Raw genomic sequence first — 15706 nt, forward strand, 5'->3', positions numbered from 1 at the left:
CCACAAGTCATGGGACTCGAAGAAAAGCTGCCGAGCGGCTTCCTGCTGACCACCGTCGAGCAGGCCGCGGGCTGGGTGCGCAAGTCGTCCGTCTTCCCCGCCACGTTCGGCCTCGCCTGTTGTGCCATCGAGATGATGACCACCGGCGCCGGCCGCTACGACCTGGCGCGCTTCGGCATGGAGGTCTTCCGGGGCTCGCCGCGCCAGGCGGACCTGATGATCGTCGCCGGCCGGGTGAGCCAGAAGATGGCGCCGGTGCTGCGGCAGGTCTACGACCAGATGCCGAACCCCAAGTGGGTGATCTCCATGGGGGTCTGCGCCTCCTCCGGCGGCATGTTCAACAACTACGCCATCGTCCAGGGCGTCGACCACATCGTGCCGGTCGACATCTATCTCCCCGGCTGCCCGCCACGGCCGGAGATGCTGATGGACGCCATCCTCAAGCTCCACCAGAAGATCCAGAGCTCCAAGCTCGGCGTGAACGCCGAGGAGGCGGCCCGCGAGGCGGAGGAGGCGGCGCTCAAGGCCCTGCCCACGATCGAGATGAAGGGGCTGCTGCGGTGAGCGACGTCAGCGACAACGGGGTCAACCCCGAGAAGGACCTCAGCGCGTCGAACCTCCCGGGCCAGCGCGGCCAGGGCGGTGAGGAGATCCGCGTCCAGCGCGGCATGTTCGGCGCGAGCAACGGCGGCGACACCTCCGGCTACGGCGGCCTGGTCCGCTCGGTCCGGCTCCCGGGACCGGCGAGCAGGCCCTACGGCGGCTGGTTCGACGAGGTCGCCGACGAGCTGGAGGGCGCCCTGGAAGAACAGGGGCTGCTCCCCGGCAACGCCATCGAGAAGACGGTCGTCGACCGCGACGAGCTGACCTTCCACATCGAGCGCGAGCACTTGGTGAGTGTCGCCAGGACCCTGCGCGACGACCCGGCCCTGCGCTTCGAGCTGTGCACCGGCGTCAGCGGCGTCCACTACCCGAACGACAAGGGCCGCGAGCTGCACGCCGTCTACCACCTGCGCTCGATCACCCACAACCGGGTGATCCGCCTGGAGGTCAGCTGCCCCGACAGCGACCGGCACATCCCGTCGCTGTTCTCGGTCTATCCGACGAACGACTGGCACGAGCGCGAGACGTACGACTTCTTCGGCATCGTCTTCGACGGCCACCCCGCCCTGACGCGGATCATGATGCCGGACGACTGGCAGGGCTTTCCGCAGCGCAAGGACTACCCCCTCGGCGGCATCCCCGTCGAGTACAAGGGCGCCCAGATCCCGGCTCCGGACCAGCGGAGGTCGTACTCATGAGCACTTCGCACGCCTCCCCTCGGGAGACCACAGAGGGCACCGTCTACACGGTCACCGGCGGCGACTGGGACGAGGTCGTCCAGTCCGCGGCCCGCGCCGACGACGAGCGCATCGTCGTCAACATGGGCCCGCAGCACCCGTCCACGCACGGCGTGCTCCGCCTGATCCTGGAGATCGACGGCGAGACCGTCACCGAGGCCCGCTGCGGCATCGGCTACCTGCACACCGGCATCGAGAAGAACCTCGAGTACCGGACGTGGACGCAGGGCACCACGTTCGTGACGCGCATGGACTACCTGACGCCGTTCTTCAACGAGACGGCGTACTGCCTCGGGGTCGAGAAGCTCCTCGGCATCGAGGACCAGATCCCGGACCGCGCCTCGATCATCCGCGTGCTCCTGATGGAGCTGAACCGGCTCTCCTCGCACCTGGTGTGCATCGCCACCGGCGGCATGGAGCTCGGCGCCACCACGATCATGATCTACGGCTTCCGTGATCGTGAACTCATTCTCGATATCTACGAGCTGATCACCGGCCTGCGGATGAACCACGCGTACATCCGGCCCGGCGGACTCGCCCAGGACCTGCCGCCCGGCGCGGTGGACCAGATCCGCGAGTTCGTGAAGAAGATGAAGAAGAACCTCCCGGAGTACGACAAGCTCGCCACCGGGAACCCCATCTTCAAGGCCCGTATGCAGGACGTCGGCTACCTCGACCTGGCCGGCTGCATGGCCCTCGGCGCGACGGGACCGATCCTGCGCTCCACCGGCCTGCCGCACGACCTGCGCAAGGCCCAGCCGTACTGCGGCTACGAGACCTACGACTTCGAGATCCCGACCGCCGACACCTGCGATTCCTACGGCCGCTTCCTGATCCGGCTGGAGGAGATGCGCCAGTCGCTCAAAATCATCGAGCAGTGCCTGGACCGGCTCCAGCCCGGCCCGGTCATGGTCGCCGACAAGAAGATCGCCTGGCCTGCCCAGCTCGCCCTGGGGCCCGACGGCCTCGGCAACTCCCTCGACCACATCAAGAAGATCATGGGCACCTCCATGGAGGCCCTGATCCACCACTTCAAGCTGGTCACCGAGGGCTTCCGCGTCCCGCCGGGACAGACGTACGCGGCGGTCGAGTCGCCCAAGGGCGAACTCGGGGTGCACGTCGTGTCCGACGGCGGCACCCGCCCCTACCGGGTCCACTTCCGCGACCCGTCCTTCACCAACCTTCAGGCCATGGCGGCGATGTGCGAGGGCGGCCAGGTCGCCGACGTCATCGTCGCCGTCGCGTCCATCGACCCCGTGATGGGAGGCGTCGACCGGTGACCACCTCTTCTTCCGAGCGGGGCGTCAGCCTGGGCATGCCCGAACTGCCCGCACCCGCCTACCCGGACGAGGTCCGGGCCCGCCTGGAGACCGACGCGCGCGAGGTCATCGCCCGCTACCCGGACTCCCGGTCCGCCCTCCTGCCGCTGCTGCACCTCGTGCAGGCCGAGGAAGGCCACGTCACGCGCACCGGGATGCGGTTCTGCGCGGACATGCTCGGCCTGACCACGGCGGAGGTCACCGCGGTCGCCACCTTCTACACCATGTACCGCCGCCGGCCGAGCGGTGACTACCAGGTGGGGGTGTGCACCAACACCCTGTGCGCCGTCATGGGCGGGGACGCGATCTTCGAGGAGCTCCAGGAGCACCTGGGCGTCGGCAACGGCGAGACCACCGGCGACGGCAAGGTCACCCTGGAGCACATCGAGTGCAACGCGGCCTGCGACTTCGCGCCGGTCGTGATGGTCAACTGGGAGTTCTTCGACAACCAGACCCCGGCGAGCGCCAAACGCCTCGTCGACGACCTGCGCGCGGGACGGCCGGTCACCCCCACGCGCGGGGCACCGATGTGCACCTTCAAGGAGACCGCCCGGGTCCTGGCCGGTTTCCCCGACGAGCGGGACGGAGCCGTCGAGTCCGGGGGAAGCGCGGGACCCGCCTCCCTGGTCGGCCTGAAGCTCGCCAAGGGCGAGTCCGCTCCCGCGCGCGTGGTGCATCCGCGCGGCGAGGCGCCCCGGGACGACAAGCCGCACGAGCCGTCACCGACGGAGCACTTGAGCTCGCACGACGCGCCGCAGGACACGTCGGCCTCCGACCCGGCCCACCCGGCCGGGCCCACCGCCGAGGAGGGGGAGTGATGACCTTGGCACCCGAGCTGAAAGACATGAGCCCCGAGAAGCTGCTCGCACCGGTGCTGTCGGCCTTCTGGGACGAGGACAGGGCCTGGACGCTGGACGTCTACCGGCGGCACGACGGGTACGAAGGGCTTCGCAAGGCGCTCGCCATGTCGCCGGACGACGTGATCGCGTACGTCAAGGAATCGGGTCTGCGCGGGCGCGGCGGCGCGGGATTCCCCACGGGCATGAAGTGGCAGTTCATTCCCCAGGGGGATGGAAAGCCGCACTATCTTGTTGTCAACGCCGACGAGTCGGAGCCGGGGACGTGCAAGGACATCCCGCTCCTCTTCGCGAACCCGCACAGCCTCATCGAGGGCATGATCATCGCGTGCTACGCCATCAGGTCTTCGCACGCCTTCGTCTATCTGCGTGGTGAAGTCGTCCCGGTGCTGCGGCGGTTGCACTCGGCCGTCCGCGAGGCCTACGAGGCCGGCTTCCTCGGCGAGAACATCCTGGACAGCGGACTGGACCTCGACATCACCGTGCACGCGGGGGCGGGCGCGTACATCTGCGGTGAGGAGACCGCACTGCTGGACTCGCTCGAAGGCCGCCGGGGTCAACCGCGGCTTCGTCCCCCCTTCCCTGCCGTCGCGGGCCTCTACGCGTGCCCGACTGTGGTGAACAACGTCGAATCGATCGCGTCGGTTCCCGCGATCATGAACCGGGGCAAGGAATGGTTCCGGTCGATGGGGAGTGAGAAGTCGCCCGGCTTCACGCTCTACTCCCTGTCCGGCCACGTCGCCAGCCCCGGCCAGTACGAGGCGCCGCTCGGGATCACCCTCCGCCAGCTCCTCGACATGAGCGGCGGGATGCGCCCCGGGCACCGCCTCAAGTTCTGGACGCCGGGCGGCTCCTCGACCCCGATGTTCACCGACGAGCATCTCGACGTCCCTCTTGATTACGAAGGAGTGGGCGCCGCGGGTTCCATGCTCGGCACGAAAGCCCTCCAGTGCTTCGACGAGACGACCTGCGTGGTGCGGGCCGTGACGCGCTGGACCGAGTTCTACGCCCACGAGTCCTGCGGCAAGTGCACGCCCTGCCGCGAAGGGACGTACTGGCTCGTGCAGCTGCTGCGCGACATCGAGGCCGGCAAGGGACAGATGTCCGACCTCGACAAGCTGAACGACATCGCCGACAACATCAACGGCAAGTCGTTCTGCGCCCTCGGCGACGGCGCCGCCTCGCCGATCTTCTCCTCGCTCAAGTACTTCCGCGAGGAGTACGAGCAGCACATCACGGGCCGGGGCTGTCCCTTCGACCCTGCCAAGTCGACGGCCTGGGCCGACCGCACGGAGGTGAACGCATGACCGTGACCACCAACGCTCCCTCAGGCGGGGGAGAGGCGGCGGTCCCGCCGGAGGACCTCGTGTCGCTGACGATCGACGGCGTCGAGATCAGCGTGCCGAAGGGCACCCTGGTCATCCGGGCCGCCGAACAGCTCGGCATCGAGATCCCCCGGTTCTGCGACCACCCCCTCCTCGACCCGGCCGGCGCCTGCCGCCAGTGCATCGTCGAAGTCGAGGGCCAGCGCAAGCCCATGGCGTCCTGCACCATCACGTGCACCGACGGGATGGTGGTCAAGACCCACCTCACCTCGCCGGTCGCCGAGAAGGCCCAGAAGGGTGTGATGGAGCTCCTGCTCATCAACCACCCGCTGGACTGCCCGGTCTGCGACAAGGGCGGCGAGTGCCCGCTGCAGAACCAGGCCATGTCGCACGGCGACGCCGAGTCCCGCTTCGAGGGCCGCAAGCGCACGTACGAGAAGCCCCTCCCCATCTCCACGCAGGTGCTGCTCGACCGCGAGCGGTGCGTGCTGTGCGCCCGCTGCACCCGGTTCTCCAACCAGGTCGCGGGCGACCCGATGATCGAGCTGATCGAGCGCGGCGCGCTCCAGCAGGTCGGCACCGGCGAGGGCGACCCGTTCGAGTCGTACTTCTCCGGCAACACCATCCAGATCTGCCCCGTGGGAGCGCTGACCTCGGCGGCGTACCGATTCCGCTCCCGCCCCTTCGACCTCGTCTCGTCCCCGTCGGTCTGCGAGCACTGCTCCGGCGGTTGCGCCACGCGCACCGACCACCGGCGCGGCAAGGTCATGCGGCGGCTCGCCGCCAACGACCCCGAGGTCAACGAGGAGTGGATCTGCGACAAGGGGCGGTTCGCGTTCCGGTACGCGCAGCAGCGGGACCGGCTGGAGACGCCGCTCGTGCGCAACGCCGAGGGCGAGCTGGAACCGGCCTCCTGGCCCGAGGCGCTCCAGATCGCGGCCCAGGGGCTGCTGGCCTCACGGGGCCGCACCGGCGTGCTGACCGGCGGCCGGCTCACCATCGAGGACGCCTACGCGTACAGCAAGTTCGCGCGCGTGGCGCTCGACACCAACGACATCGACTTCCGCGCGCGCGTGCACAGTGGCGAGGAGGCCGACTTCCTCGCCGCCCAGGTCGCCGGGCGCGGCCGGGACCTCGACGGTACGGGCGTCACGTACGCCGCACTGGAGAAGGCACCCGCCGTCCTGCTGGTCGGTTTCGAGGCGGAGGAGGAGGCGCCCGGCGTCTTCCTGCGGCTGCGCAAGGCCTGGCGCAAGCACGGGCAGAAGGTCTTCTCCCTGGCCACGCACTCCACGCGCGGTCTGGAGAAGGCCGGCGGGACGCTGCTGCCGGCGGCCCCCGGCACCGAGACCGAGTGGCTGGACGCGCTCGCGAGGAACGTCGGCCTGGAGGACGACGGCGCTCTCGCCGCCGAGGCGCTGCGCGCCGAGGGGGCCGTGATCGTCGTCGGTGAGCGGCTGGCCGCGGTGGCCGGCGGCCTGACCGCCGCCGTACGCACCGCCTCCGCGACCGGGGCTCGGCTGGCGTGGATCCCGCGCCGGGCCGGGGAGCGTGGCGCCGTCGAGGCGGGCGCGCTGCCGTCGCTGCTGCCGGGCGGACGTCCGGCAACCGACCCACGCGCGCGGGACGAGGTCGCCGGCGTCTGGGGCGTCGCCGGTCTCCCGCACCGCTACGGCCGCGACACCGGCCAGATCGTGGAGGCCGCCGCGACCGGCGAACTCCAGGCGCTGCTGGTGGCGGGTGTCGAGATCGCCGACCTTCCCGACCCGGCACGCGCGCGTGCGGCACTCGACGAGGTCGGCTTCCTGGTCTCGCTCGAACTGCGGCCCAGCGAGATCAGCCGCAAGGCGGATGTCGTCCTACCCGTCGCCGCGGTCGCCGAGAAGGCCGGCACCTTCCTCAACTGGGAAGGCCGGGTCCGCTTCTTCGAGGCCGCGCTCAAGCCCGACCACATGACCCGCCGCCTCGCGCCCACCGACGCGCGCGTGCTCCAGATGGTGGCCGACGCCATGGACGTCCACCTCGGACTGCCCGATCTGCGCACCGTACGCGCGGAGATCGACCGGCTCGGCGCCTGGGACGGCCCGCGGGCCACCGAACCCCTGGAGACGGCGGGCGTCCTGCCCCGTCCGGCCGCCGGTGAGGCGGTGCTCGCCGGACACCGGCTGCTGCTCGACCAGGGCGTGCTCCAGCAGGGCGACGAGGCACTCGCCGGCACCCGGCACGCCGCACACGCGCGTGTGTCGCCCGCGACGGCCGCCGAGGCGGGCGTCAAGGAGGGCGACCTCCTCGCGGTGACCGGCCCCCAGGGAGTCGTCGAACTCCCCCTCCAGATCAGTGAGATGCCCGACCGGGTGGTGTGGCTCCCGCTGAACTCCACCGGCGGCGGCGTCGCCTCCGACACTGGGGCTCGGCCCGGCTCCCTCGTCCGCATCGGCCCGGCGACCCTCGCCGGCGAGGCCCCCAAGGAGGTGGAGGCATGAGCCCGTACCTCGCCGCTGAAGACCTCTCGATGTTCGGCCACGACCCCTGGTGGCTGGTCGTCATCAAGGCGGTGTTCTGCTTCGCCTTCCTGATGGTGACCGTGCTGATCTCCATCGTCATGGAGCGCAAGGTCGTCGCCTGGATGCAGCTGCGCATCGGCCCCAACCGGCACGGCCCCTGGGGCATGCTCCAGTCGCTCGCCGACGGCATCAAGCTGATGCTCAAGGAAGACGTCATCGTCAAGCGCGCGGACAAGGCGGTGTACGTCCTCGCGCCGGTCATCGCGGCCATCCCGGCCTTCATGGCGATCGCCGTGATCCCCTTCGGCCCGGCCGGCAACGAGGTCTCGATCTTCGGCCAGCGCACCACGATGCAGCTCACCGACCTGCCGATCGCGATGCTCTACATCCTCGCGGTCGCGTCCGTCGGCATCTACGGCATCGTGCTGGCGGGCTGGAGCTCCGGATCGACGTACCCGCTGCTGGGCGGTCTGCGCTCCTGCGCGCAGATGATCTCGTACGAGATCGCGATGGGCGCCGCCTTCGCATCCGTCTTCCTCTACTCCGGGTCGATGTCGACCTCCACGATCGTGGAGCAGCAGACCGACCGCTGGTACATCCTGCTGCTGCCGCTCTCCTTCGTCCTCTACATCGTGACGATGGTCGGCGAGACCAACCGCGCCCCCTTCGACATGCCGGAGTCCGAGGGCGACCTGGTCGGCGGCTTCAACACCGAGTACTCGTCGATCAAGTTCGCGATGTTCATGCTCGCCGAGTACGTCAACATGGTGACCGTCTCGGCCGTCGCCACGACGCTGTTCCTCGGCGGCTGGCGGGCCCCCTGGCCGGTCAGCACCTTCTGGGAGGGCGCGAACCACGGCTGGTGGCCGATGCTCTGGTTCACGGTCAAGGTCCAGTTGCTGCTGTTCATGTTCATCTGGATCCGCGGCACGCTTCCACGCGTCCGCTACGACCAGCTGATGAAGCTCGGCTGGAAGGTCCTCATCCCGGTCTCGCTGGTGTGGCTGATGCTCGTCGCGACCGTGCGTGCCTTCAGGAACGAGGGCTACGACTTCGCCGACATCGCCCTCTACGTCGGCGGCGGCGTGCTGGCCCTGCTGGTGCTCTCCTTCGTCGTCGACATGTTCCGCGAGAAGGCGAAGGAGGCCGAGCAGCCGGCCGAGACCCCGGCCGCCTTCGACCCGATGGCGGGCGGATTCCCCGTACCGCCACTGCCGGGACAGGAGCTGCCACCGGTCCCGCGACGCCGTTCACGCAGTGAGCGGGAGCTGATTGTCAGTGGTGGGCCCGATACTCAGAGTGACGGATCTCTGGGCGGAACTACGGATGGAAAGGAGGCGTCCGATGGCTGAGGAACCGAAGGACACCAAGCCCGGGTTCCAGAACCCGGTGGCCGGCTTCGGCGTGACCTTCAAGGCCATGTTCAAGAAGCGGCTGACCGAGCAGTACCCGGAGCAGCAGAAGACCACGGCTCCGCGCTTCCACGGACGGCACCAGCTCAACCGCCATCCGGACGGCCTGGAGAAGTGCGTCGGCTGCGAACTGTGCGCGTGGGCCTGCCCCGCCGACGCCATCTACGTGGAGGGCGCGGACAACACCGACGAGGAGCGCTACTCGCCGGGCGAGCGGTACGGCCGCGTCTACCAGATCAACTACGCCCGCTGCATCCTGTGCGGCCTGTGCATCGAGGCGTGCCCCACGCGCGCGCTCACGATGACGAACGAGTTCGAGCTCGCCGACTCCAGCCGGGCCAACCTCATCTACACCAAGGAGCAGCTGCTCGCCGGTCTGGAGGAGGGCATGGTCGACGCGCCCCATGCCATCTACCCGGGCACGGACGAACAGGACTACTACCGGGGCCTGGTCACCGAGGCCGCACCCGGTACGGAGCCTCAGGTAGCCCACTCCAAGGGCGAGGTCGTGCAGGAGTCCGACTCGACCTTCGGCGGGACGGAACCGGCGTCGGAGAAGGTGATCGGCCGATGACCGCCCAGCTCGCCGCCTACTCCACCTCCACCGGAGAGGCCGTCCAGTTCTGGATCCTCGGCACGATCGCGGTGATCGGCGCCCTGTGCACCATCCTCATGAAGAGGGCCGTGCACAGCGCGCTCTGCCTCGCGGGGACCATGATCATCCTGGCGGTGTTCTACCTCGCCAACGGCGCCTACTTCCTGGGCGTCGTCCAGATCGTCGTCTACACCGGCGCGATCATGATGCTGTTCCTGTTCGTGGTGATGCTCGTCGGCGTCACCGCGGCGGACTCCCTGAAGGAGACCATCAAGGGCCAGCGCTGGCTGGCCCTGCTGTGCGGGCTCGGCTTCGGCGTCCTGCTGATCGCCGGCATCGGCAACGCCTCCCTCAGCGAGTTCAACGGCATCGGCCAGGCGAACGCCGGCGGCAACGTGGAGGGCATCGCCGCCCTCCTGTTCACCAGGTACGTCTTCGCGTTCGAGATCACCGGCGCCCTGCTCATCACGGCCGCCGTCGGCGCCATGGTGCTCACCCACCGCGAGCGCACCGAACGCGCCAAGACGCAGCGGGAGCTCTCGGAGGAGCGGGTCCGCGAAGGCAAGCAGCTGCCGCCCCTGCCTGCCCCTGGTGTGTACGCCCGGCACAACGCGGTCGACATCGCGGGCCTGCTGCCCGACGGCACGCCCTCCGACCTCACGGTCAGCAAGACGCTGCGGGAGCGCGGCCAGATCCGGGACGTGTCGCAGGAGGCGCTCAACGACCTGCGGGCCCTGGAGCAGCGTGCCGAGGAGCGCCTGGAGCGGAAGGCCATCGAGCCGACCACGTTCAAGCGGCCCGAGGAGGCGTCGAAGTGAACCCGGTCAACTATCTGTACCTCGCGGCCCTGTTGTTCACGATCGGTGCCACCGGCGTGCTGATCAGGCGCAACGCGATCGTCGTGTTCATGTGCATCGAGCTCATGCTCAACGCCTGCAACCTCGCGTTCGTCGCCTTCTCCCGGATGCACGGCAACCTCGACGGCCAGATCATCGCCTTCTTCACGATGGTCGTCGCCGCCGCGGAGGTCGTGGTCGGGCTCGCGATCATCGTGTCCCTGTTCCGCGCCCGCCACTCGGCCTCGGTCGACGACGCCAGCCTGATGAAGCTGTAAGGGGTCGGAAGAATCGTGGAGAACCTCATTGCGCTGCTGGTGGCGGCGCCCCTGCTCGGAGCGGCGGTCCTGCTGTGCGGCGGACGCCGGCTGGACGCCGTGGGCCACTGGATCGGCACGCTGCTCGCGGCCGCCTCCTTCGTGCTCGGCCTGGTGCTGTTCACCGACATGCTCGGCCAAGACGTCGAACACCGGGTCATGGCCCAGCACCTGTTCAGCTGGATCCCGGTGGAGGGCTTCCAGGCGGACGTCGCCTTCCAGCTCGACCAGCTGTCCATGACGTTCGTGCTGCTGATCACGGGCGTCGGATCGCTGATCCACCTCTACTCGGTCGGGTACATGGAGCACGACGAGCGGCGCCGCCGCTTCTTCGGCTACCTGAACCTGTTCCTCGCGGCGATGCTGATCCTCGTCCTCGCCGACAACTACCTGCTGCTGTACGTCGGCTGGGAGGGTGTCGGTCTCGCCTCCTACCTGCTGATCGGCTTCTGGCAGCACAAGCCCAGCGCCGCCACGGCCGCGAAGAAGGCCTTCCTGGTCAACCGCGTCGGCGACATGGGCCTGTCCATCGCGATCATGCTGATGTTCCTCTGGTTCGGCACCTTCGCCTTCGGGCCGGTGCTCGGCAGCCACGAGGAGGCCGGGCTCGCCGGAGCCGCCGGTGAGGACAAGCTCACGGCGATCGCGCTGATGCTGCTGCTCGCCGCCTGCGGCAAGTCCGCCCAGGTGCCGCTCCAGTCCTGGCTCGGGGACGCGATGGAGGGCCCGACCCCGGTCTCGGCCCTCATCCACGCCGCGACCATGGTGACGGCGGGCGTCTACCTGATCGTCCGCTCCGGGGCCGTCTTCAACGGTGCTCCCGACGCGCAGCTCGTCGTCACCATCGTCGGTGCCGTCACGCTCCTGTTCGGTGCGATCGTCGGTTGCGCGAAGGACGACATCAAGAAGGCCCTGGCCGGCTCGACCATGTCGCAGATCGGCTACATGATCCTCGCCGCGGGCCTCGGCCCCATCGGCTACGTCTTCGCGATCATGCACCTGGTGACGCACGGCTTCTTCAAGGCCGGGCTCTTCCTCGGCGCCGGTTCGGTCATGCACGGCATGAACGACGAGGTGGACATGAGGAGGTACGGCGGCCTGCGGAAGTACATGCCGGTCACCTTCGTCACCTTCGGCCTCGGCTACCTCGCCATCATCGGCTTCCCGGGCCTGTCCGGCTTCTTCTCCAAGGACAAGATCATCGAGGCGGCGTTCGCCAAGGGCGGCACCGAGGGCTGGATCCTCGGCGCCTGCGCCCTGCTCGGCGCGGCCATCACCGCGTACTACATGACGCGCGTGATGCTGATGACGTTCTTCGGCGAGGAGCGCTGGCGCAACGCCCCGACGCCGTCCCCGGCCGAACCGGACGTGGAGCCCGCCGCCGAGACCCGCGGCGAATACACCCCGCCGCACCCGCACGAGTCGCCCAAGGTCATGACCATCCCGATGATCGTGCTGGCCGTCGGGTCGGTGGGCGGCGGTGCGTTCTTCAGCATCGGTGACCGCTTCATGCACTGGCTGGAGCCGATCACCGGACACGACCACGGCAACCCGCCCATCAGCGCTCTCACGGTCACGCTGGCCACGGTCGCCGTGATGGTCCTCGGCGTCGCCGTCGCCTGGGCGCAGTACGGCCGCCGCCCCGTCCCGGCCGTCGCCCCGCGCGGCTCGCTGCTCACCCGGGCCGCCCGGCGCGACCTGCTCCAGGACGACTTCAACCACGTCGTCCTGGTCCGCGGCGGCGAGCACCTCACGCGGTCCCTGGTCTACGTCGACCACACCCTGGTCGACGGCGTCGTCAACGGCACGGCGGCCTCGGTCGGCGGCCTCTCCGGGCGGATGCGCAAGCTGCAGAACGGCTTCGCCCGCTCCTACGCGGTCTCGATGTTCGGCGGCGCGGCGGTCATCGTCGCCGCGACCCTGCTGATGAGGGCGGTCTGATACCGATGTCCTTTCCTCTGCTGACAGTGACAGCGGCGCTCCCGGCCGTCGGGGCGATCGCCACGGCCGCCGTACCGGCCGCGCAGCGCACTGCCGCCAAGTGGCTGGCGCTGCTCTTCTCGCTCGCCACGCTCGTCCTGGCGATCACCGTCCTGGTGCGCTTCGACCCGGACGGCGAGCGCTACCAGCTCACCGAGTCCCACTCCTGGATCGCGGACTTCGGCGTCCGTTACGAACTGGGCGTGGACGGCATCGCGGTGGCGCTGATCGCGCTCACGGCGCTGCTGATCCCGTTCATCATCCTCGCGGGCTGGCACGACGCCGACCCGCTGGAGACCGGCAGCACCCGGTGGCGGCCGACGCAGGGCTTCTTCGCCCTGATCCTGGCCGTCGAGGCGATGGTGATCCTCTCCTTCGAGGCCACCGACGTCTTCCTGTTCTACATCTTCTTCGAAGCCATGCTGATCCCGATGTACTTCCTCATCGGCGGCTTCGGGGACCGTGCCCACGAGCACGGCGAGAAGACGGCGGCGACGCAGCGGTCGTACGCGGCGGTGAAGTTCCTCCTCTACAACCTGGCCGGCGGTCTGATCATGCTGGCCGCGGTGATCGGCCTGTACGTGGTCGCCGGGAACTTCTCGCTCACGGAGATCGCCGAGGCCCGCGCCAACGGCTCGCTCGACATGGCGACCAGCACCGAGCGCTGGCTGTTCCTCGGTTTCTTCTTCGCCTTCGCGGTGAAGGCGCCGCTGTGGCCGCTGCACACCTGGCTGCCCAACGCGATGCAGGAGTCCACCGCCCCGGTCGCCGTACTGATCACGGCGGTCGTCGACAAGGTGGGCACCTTCGCGATGCTCCGCTTCTGCCTCCAGTTGTTCCCGGAGGCGAGCAAGTGGGCGACACCCGCCATCCTTGTCCTGGCCCTGATCAGCATCATCTACGGGGCGCTGCTCGCGGTCGGCCAGCGGGACATCAAGCGGCTGATCGCCTACGCGTCGATCTCCCACTTCGGCTTCATCATCATGGGCATCTTCGCGATGACCAGCCAGGGCCAGTCCGGCGCGACGCTCTACATGATCAACCACGGCATCTCGACCGCCGCGCTGATGCTGGTGGCGGGCTTCCTGATCTCCCGGCGCGGCTCGCGGCTCATCGCCGACTACGGCGGAGTGCAGAAGGTCGCCCCGGTGCTCGCCGGCACGTTCCTGATCGGCAGCCTGGCGACCCTCTCCCTGCCGGGGCTGGCGCCGTTCGTGAGCGAGTTCCTGGTCCTGGTCGGCACCTTCACGCGATACCCGGTGATCGGCATCATCGCCACCTTCGGCATCGTCCTCGCCGCGCTCTACACCCTCGTCCTGTACCAGCGGACGATGACCGGGCCGGTGAAACCCGAGGTCAGCGCGATGCCGGACCTCAGGGTGCGTGAAGTGGTGGTCGTCGCCCCGCTGGTCGTACTGCTGATCTTCCTGGGCGTGTACCCGAAGCCCGTCACGGACATCGTCAACCCGGCGGTCAAACAGACCATGTCCGACGTACAGAAGAAGGACCCCCAGCCCGAGGTGGAGGCGGCCAAGTGAGCGCAACAGCCGTCCACAGCCTGTGGACAACCGCGGCCGAACCGATCACCAAGATCGACGCGCCGAAGTTCGAGTACGGACAGTTGGCGCCCACCCTGATCGTCGTCGGAGCGGCGATCGTCGGGATCCTCGTCGAGGCATTCGTACCGCGCAAATCGCGTTATTACGTCCAAATGTTCGTGTCCGTCGTCGCGCTCGCGGCCGCCTTCGCCGCGGTCGTCGCGCTCGCGGCCGACGGCTACGGCACGACCAAGGCGCGCATCGCGGCGATGGGCGCGATCGCCGTCGACGGACCGGCCCTCTTCCTCCAGGGCACGATCCTGCTGGCGGCCCTGGTCGGCCTGTTCACCTTCGCCGAGCGGCGGCTCGACCCGCTGGTGCACGGCAACCGCGTCGACTCCTTCGCCGCGCAGGCCGCGTCCGTGCCGGGCAGCGAGAGTGAGAAGGCGGCGGTCAAGGCCGGGTTCACCACCACCGAGGTGTTCCCGCTGCTGCTGTTCGCCGTCGCCGGCATGCTGATCTTCCCGGCGGCCAACGATCTGCTGACGCTCTTCGTGGCGCTGGAGGTCTTCTCGCTCCCGCTGTACCTGCTGTGCGCGCTGGCCCGCCGCAAGCGGCTGCTGTCGCAGGAGGCGGCGGTCAAGTACTTCCTGCTCGGCGCGTTCGCCTCCGCGTTCACCCTGTTCGGCATCGCCCTGCTGTACGGCTACGCGGGCTCCATGTCGTACGCGACGATCGCGCAGGTCGTCGACGGCACGGTCGCGGACGTCAACCCGGCGCTCGCGGACACCATGGGCAACGACGCGCTGCTGCTGATCGGTGCCGCGCTGGTGGTGATGGGCCTGCTGTTCAAGGTGGGCGCGGTGCCGTTCCACATGTGGACGCCGGACGTGTACCAGGGCGCGCCGACGCCGGTGACCGGTTTCATGGCTGCGGCGACGAAGGTGGCGGCGTTCGGTGCGCTGCTGCGGTTGCTGTACGTCGTCCTGCCGGGCCTGCGCTGGGACTGGCGGCCGGTGATGTGGGCCGTCGCCATCGTCACCATGCTGGGCGGAGCGATCGTCGCGATCACGCAGACCGACATCAAGCGGCTGCTGGCGTACTCGTCGATCGCGCACGCCGGGTTCATCCTCGCGGGCGTCATCGCGACCACGCCCGACGGCGTCTCGTCGGTGCTGTTCTACCTGGCCGCGTACTCGTTCGTGACGATCGGCGCCTTCGCGGTGGTCACGCTCGTGCGCGACGCGGGGGGCGAGGCGACGCACCTGTCGAAGTGGGCGGGGCTCGGCCGGCGTTCGCCGCTGGTCGCGGCCGTGTTCGCGGTGTTTCTGCTGGCCTTCGCGGGCATCCCGCTGACCTCCGGCTTCGCCGGGAAGTTCGCCGTGTTCAAGGCGGCGGCGGAGGGCGGGGCCGCTCCGCTCGTCGTGATCGGTGTGATCTCGTCGGCGATCGCGGCGTTCTTCTACATCCGCGTCATCGTGCTGATGTTCTTCAGCGAGCCGCGGCCGGAGGGCCCGACGGTGGCCGTGCCGTCGCCGCTGACGATCACGGCGATCGGAGTCGGCGTGGCGGTCACGCTGGTGCTCGGCGTGGCGCCGCAGTACTTCCTGGATCTGGCAGGGCAGGCGGGGGTGTTCGTGCGCTGACGCTCCGCTTGCCACGAGACAGCGGCCCGGCTTCCCC

13 protein-coding genes are annotated in these 15706 nt (G+C 69.2%); all 13 read left to right on the forward strand.

The features are described 5' to 3' along the window. The first annotated feature begins 9 nt into the window (after window positions 1-9). The 13 genes from CP976_RS25475 to nuoN are packed head-to-tail and all read left to right on the forward strand — an operon-like array spanning window position 10 to window position 15669. Window positions 10-564, forward strand: coding sequence for a NuoB/complex I 20 kDa subunit family protein (locus CP976_RS25475; RefSeq protein ID WP_018528252.1), 555 nt, complete (start codon window positions 10-12; stop codon window positions 562-564). Beyond that, window positions 561-1301 (forward strand): NADH-quinone oxidoreductase subunit C, encoded by a 741-nt coding sequence (locus CP976_RS25480; RefSeq protein WP_150482453.1) that lies wholly within the window; start codon window positions 561-563, stop codon window positions 1299-1301. The genes CP976_RS25475 and CP976_RS25480 overlap by 4 nt, the downstream gene beginning before the upstream one ends. Beyond that, complete coding sequence (locus CP976_RS25485; RefSeq protein ID WP_150482454.1) at window positions 1298-2620, forward strand: NADH-quinone oxidoreductase subunit D; 1323 nt, start codon at window positions 1298-1300, stop codon at window positions 2618-2620. The genes CP976_RS25480 and CP976_RS25485 overlap by 4 nt, the downstream gene beginning before the upstream one ends. Then, entirely contained in the window at window positions 2617-3477 is an 861-nt protein-coding gene (nuoE, locus tag CP976_RS25490; protein ID WP_150482455.1) for an NADH-quinone oxidoreductase subunit NuoE, read from the forward strand. The genes CP976_RS25485 and nuoE overlap by 4 nt, the downstream gene beginning before the upstream one ends. After that, on the forward strand, window positions 3477-4823 hold the full coding sequence (gene nuoF / locus CP976_RS25495; protein ID WP_150482456.1) for an NADH-quinone oxidoreductase subunit NuoF: 1347 nt from the start codon (window positions 3477-3479) through the stop codon (window positions 4821-4823). The genes nuoE and nuoF overlap by 1 nt, the downstream gene beginning before the upstream one ends. Further along, complete coding sequence (locus CP976_RS25500; RefSeq protein ID WP_150482457.1) at window positions 4820-7324, forward strand: NADH-quinone oxidoreductase subunit G; 2505 nt, start codon at window positions 4820-4822, stop codon at window positions 7322-7324. The genes nuoF and CP976_RS25500 overlap by 4 nt, the downstream gene beginning before the upstream one ends. After that, on the forward strand, window positions 7321-8697 hold the full coding sequence (nuoH, locus tag CP976_RS25505) for an NADH-quinone oxidoreductase subunit NuoH (RefSeq protein WP_150482458.1): 1377 nt from the start codon (window positions 7321-7323) through the stop codon (window positions 8695-8697). The genes CP976_RS25500 and nuoH overlap by 4 nt, the downstream gene beginning before the upstream one ends. After that, window positions 8690-9331, forward strand: coding sequence for an NADH-quinone oxidoreductase subunit NuoI (nuoI, locus tag CP976_RS25510; RefSeq protein ID WP_150482459.1), 642 nt, complete (start codon window positions 8690-8692; stop codon window positions 9329-9331). Before nuoH ends, nuoI begins: the two co-directional genes overlap by 8 nt. Next, window positions 9328-10170 (forward strand): NADH-quinone oxidoreductase subunit J, encoded by an 843-nt coding sequence (locus CP976_RS25515; RefSeq protein ID WP_150482460.1) that lies wholly within the window; start codon window positions 9328-9330, stop codon window positions 10168-10170. The genes nuoI and CP976_RS25515 overlap by 4 nt, the downstream gene beginning before the upstream one ends. After that, window positions 10167-10466, forward strand: a complete 300-nt coding sequence (gene nuoK, locus CP976_RS25520) for an NADH-quinone oxidoreductase subunit NuoK (RefSeq protein WP_003992252.1) — start codon at window positions 10167-10169, stop codon at window positions 10464-10466. Before CP976_RS25515 ends, nuoK begins: the two co-directional genes overlap by 4 nt. Window positions 10467-10481: 15 nt before the next feature. Then, window positions 10482-12446 carry an NADH-quinone oxidoreductase subunit L gene (nuoL, locus tag CP976_RS25525; protein WP_150482461.1) on the forward strand — a complete coding sequence of 655 codons (1965 nt, stop codon included), beginning with the start codon at window positions 10482-10484 and terminating at the stop codon, window positions 12444-12446. A gap of 5 nt (window positions 12447-12451) precedes the next feature. Beyond that, on the forward strand, window positions 12452-14023 hold the full coding sequence (locus tag CP976_RS25530) for an NADH-quinone oxidoreductase subunit M (RefSeq protein ID WP_150482462.1): 1572 nt from the start codon (window positions 12452-12454) through the stop codon (window positions 14021-14023). After that, complete coding sequence (gene nuoN, locus CP976_RS25535; RefSeq protein WP_150482463.1) at window positions 14020-15669, forward strand: NADH-quinone oxidoreductase subunit NuoN; 1650 nt, start codon at window positions 14020-14022, stop codon at window positions 15667-15669. The genes CP976_RS25530 and nuoN overlap by 4 nt, the downstream gene beginning before the upstream one ends. Window positions 15670-15706 lie beyond the last annotated feature (37 nt).

Origin of the sequence: Streptomyces coeruleorubidus (assembly GCF_008705135.1) — a bacterium.
In the GTDB taxonomy this organism is placed as follows: domain Bacteria; phylum Actinomycetota; class Actinomycetes; order Streptomycetales; family Streptomycetaceae; genus Streptomyces; species Streptomyces coeruleofuscus.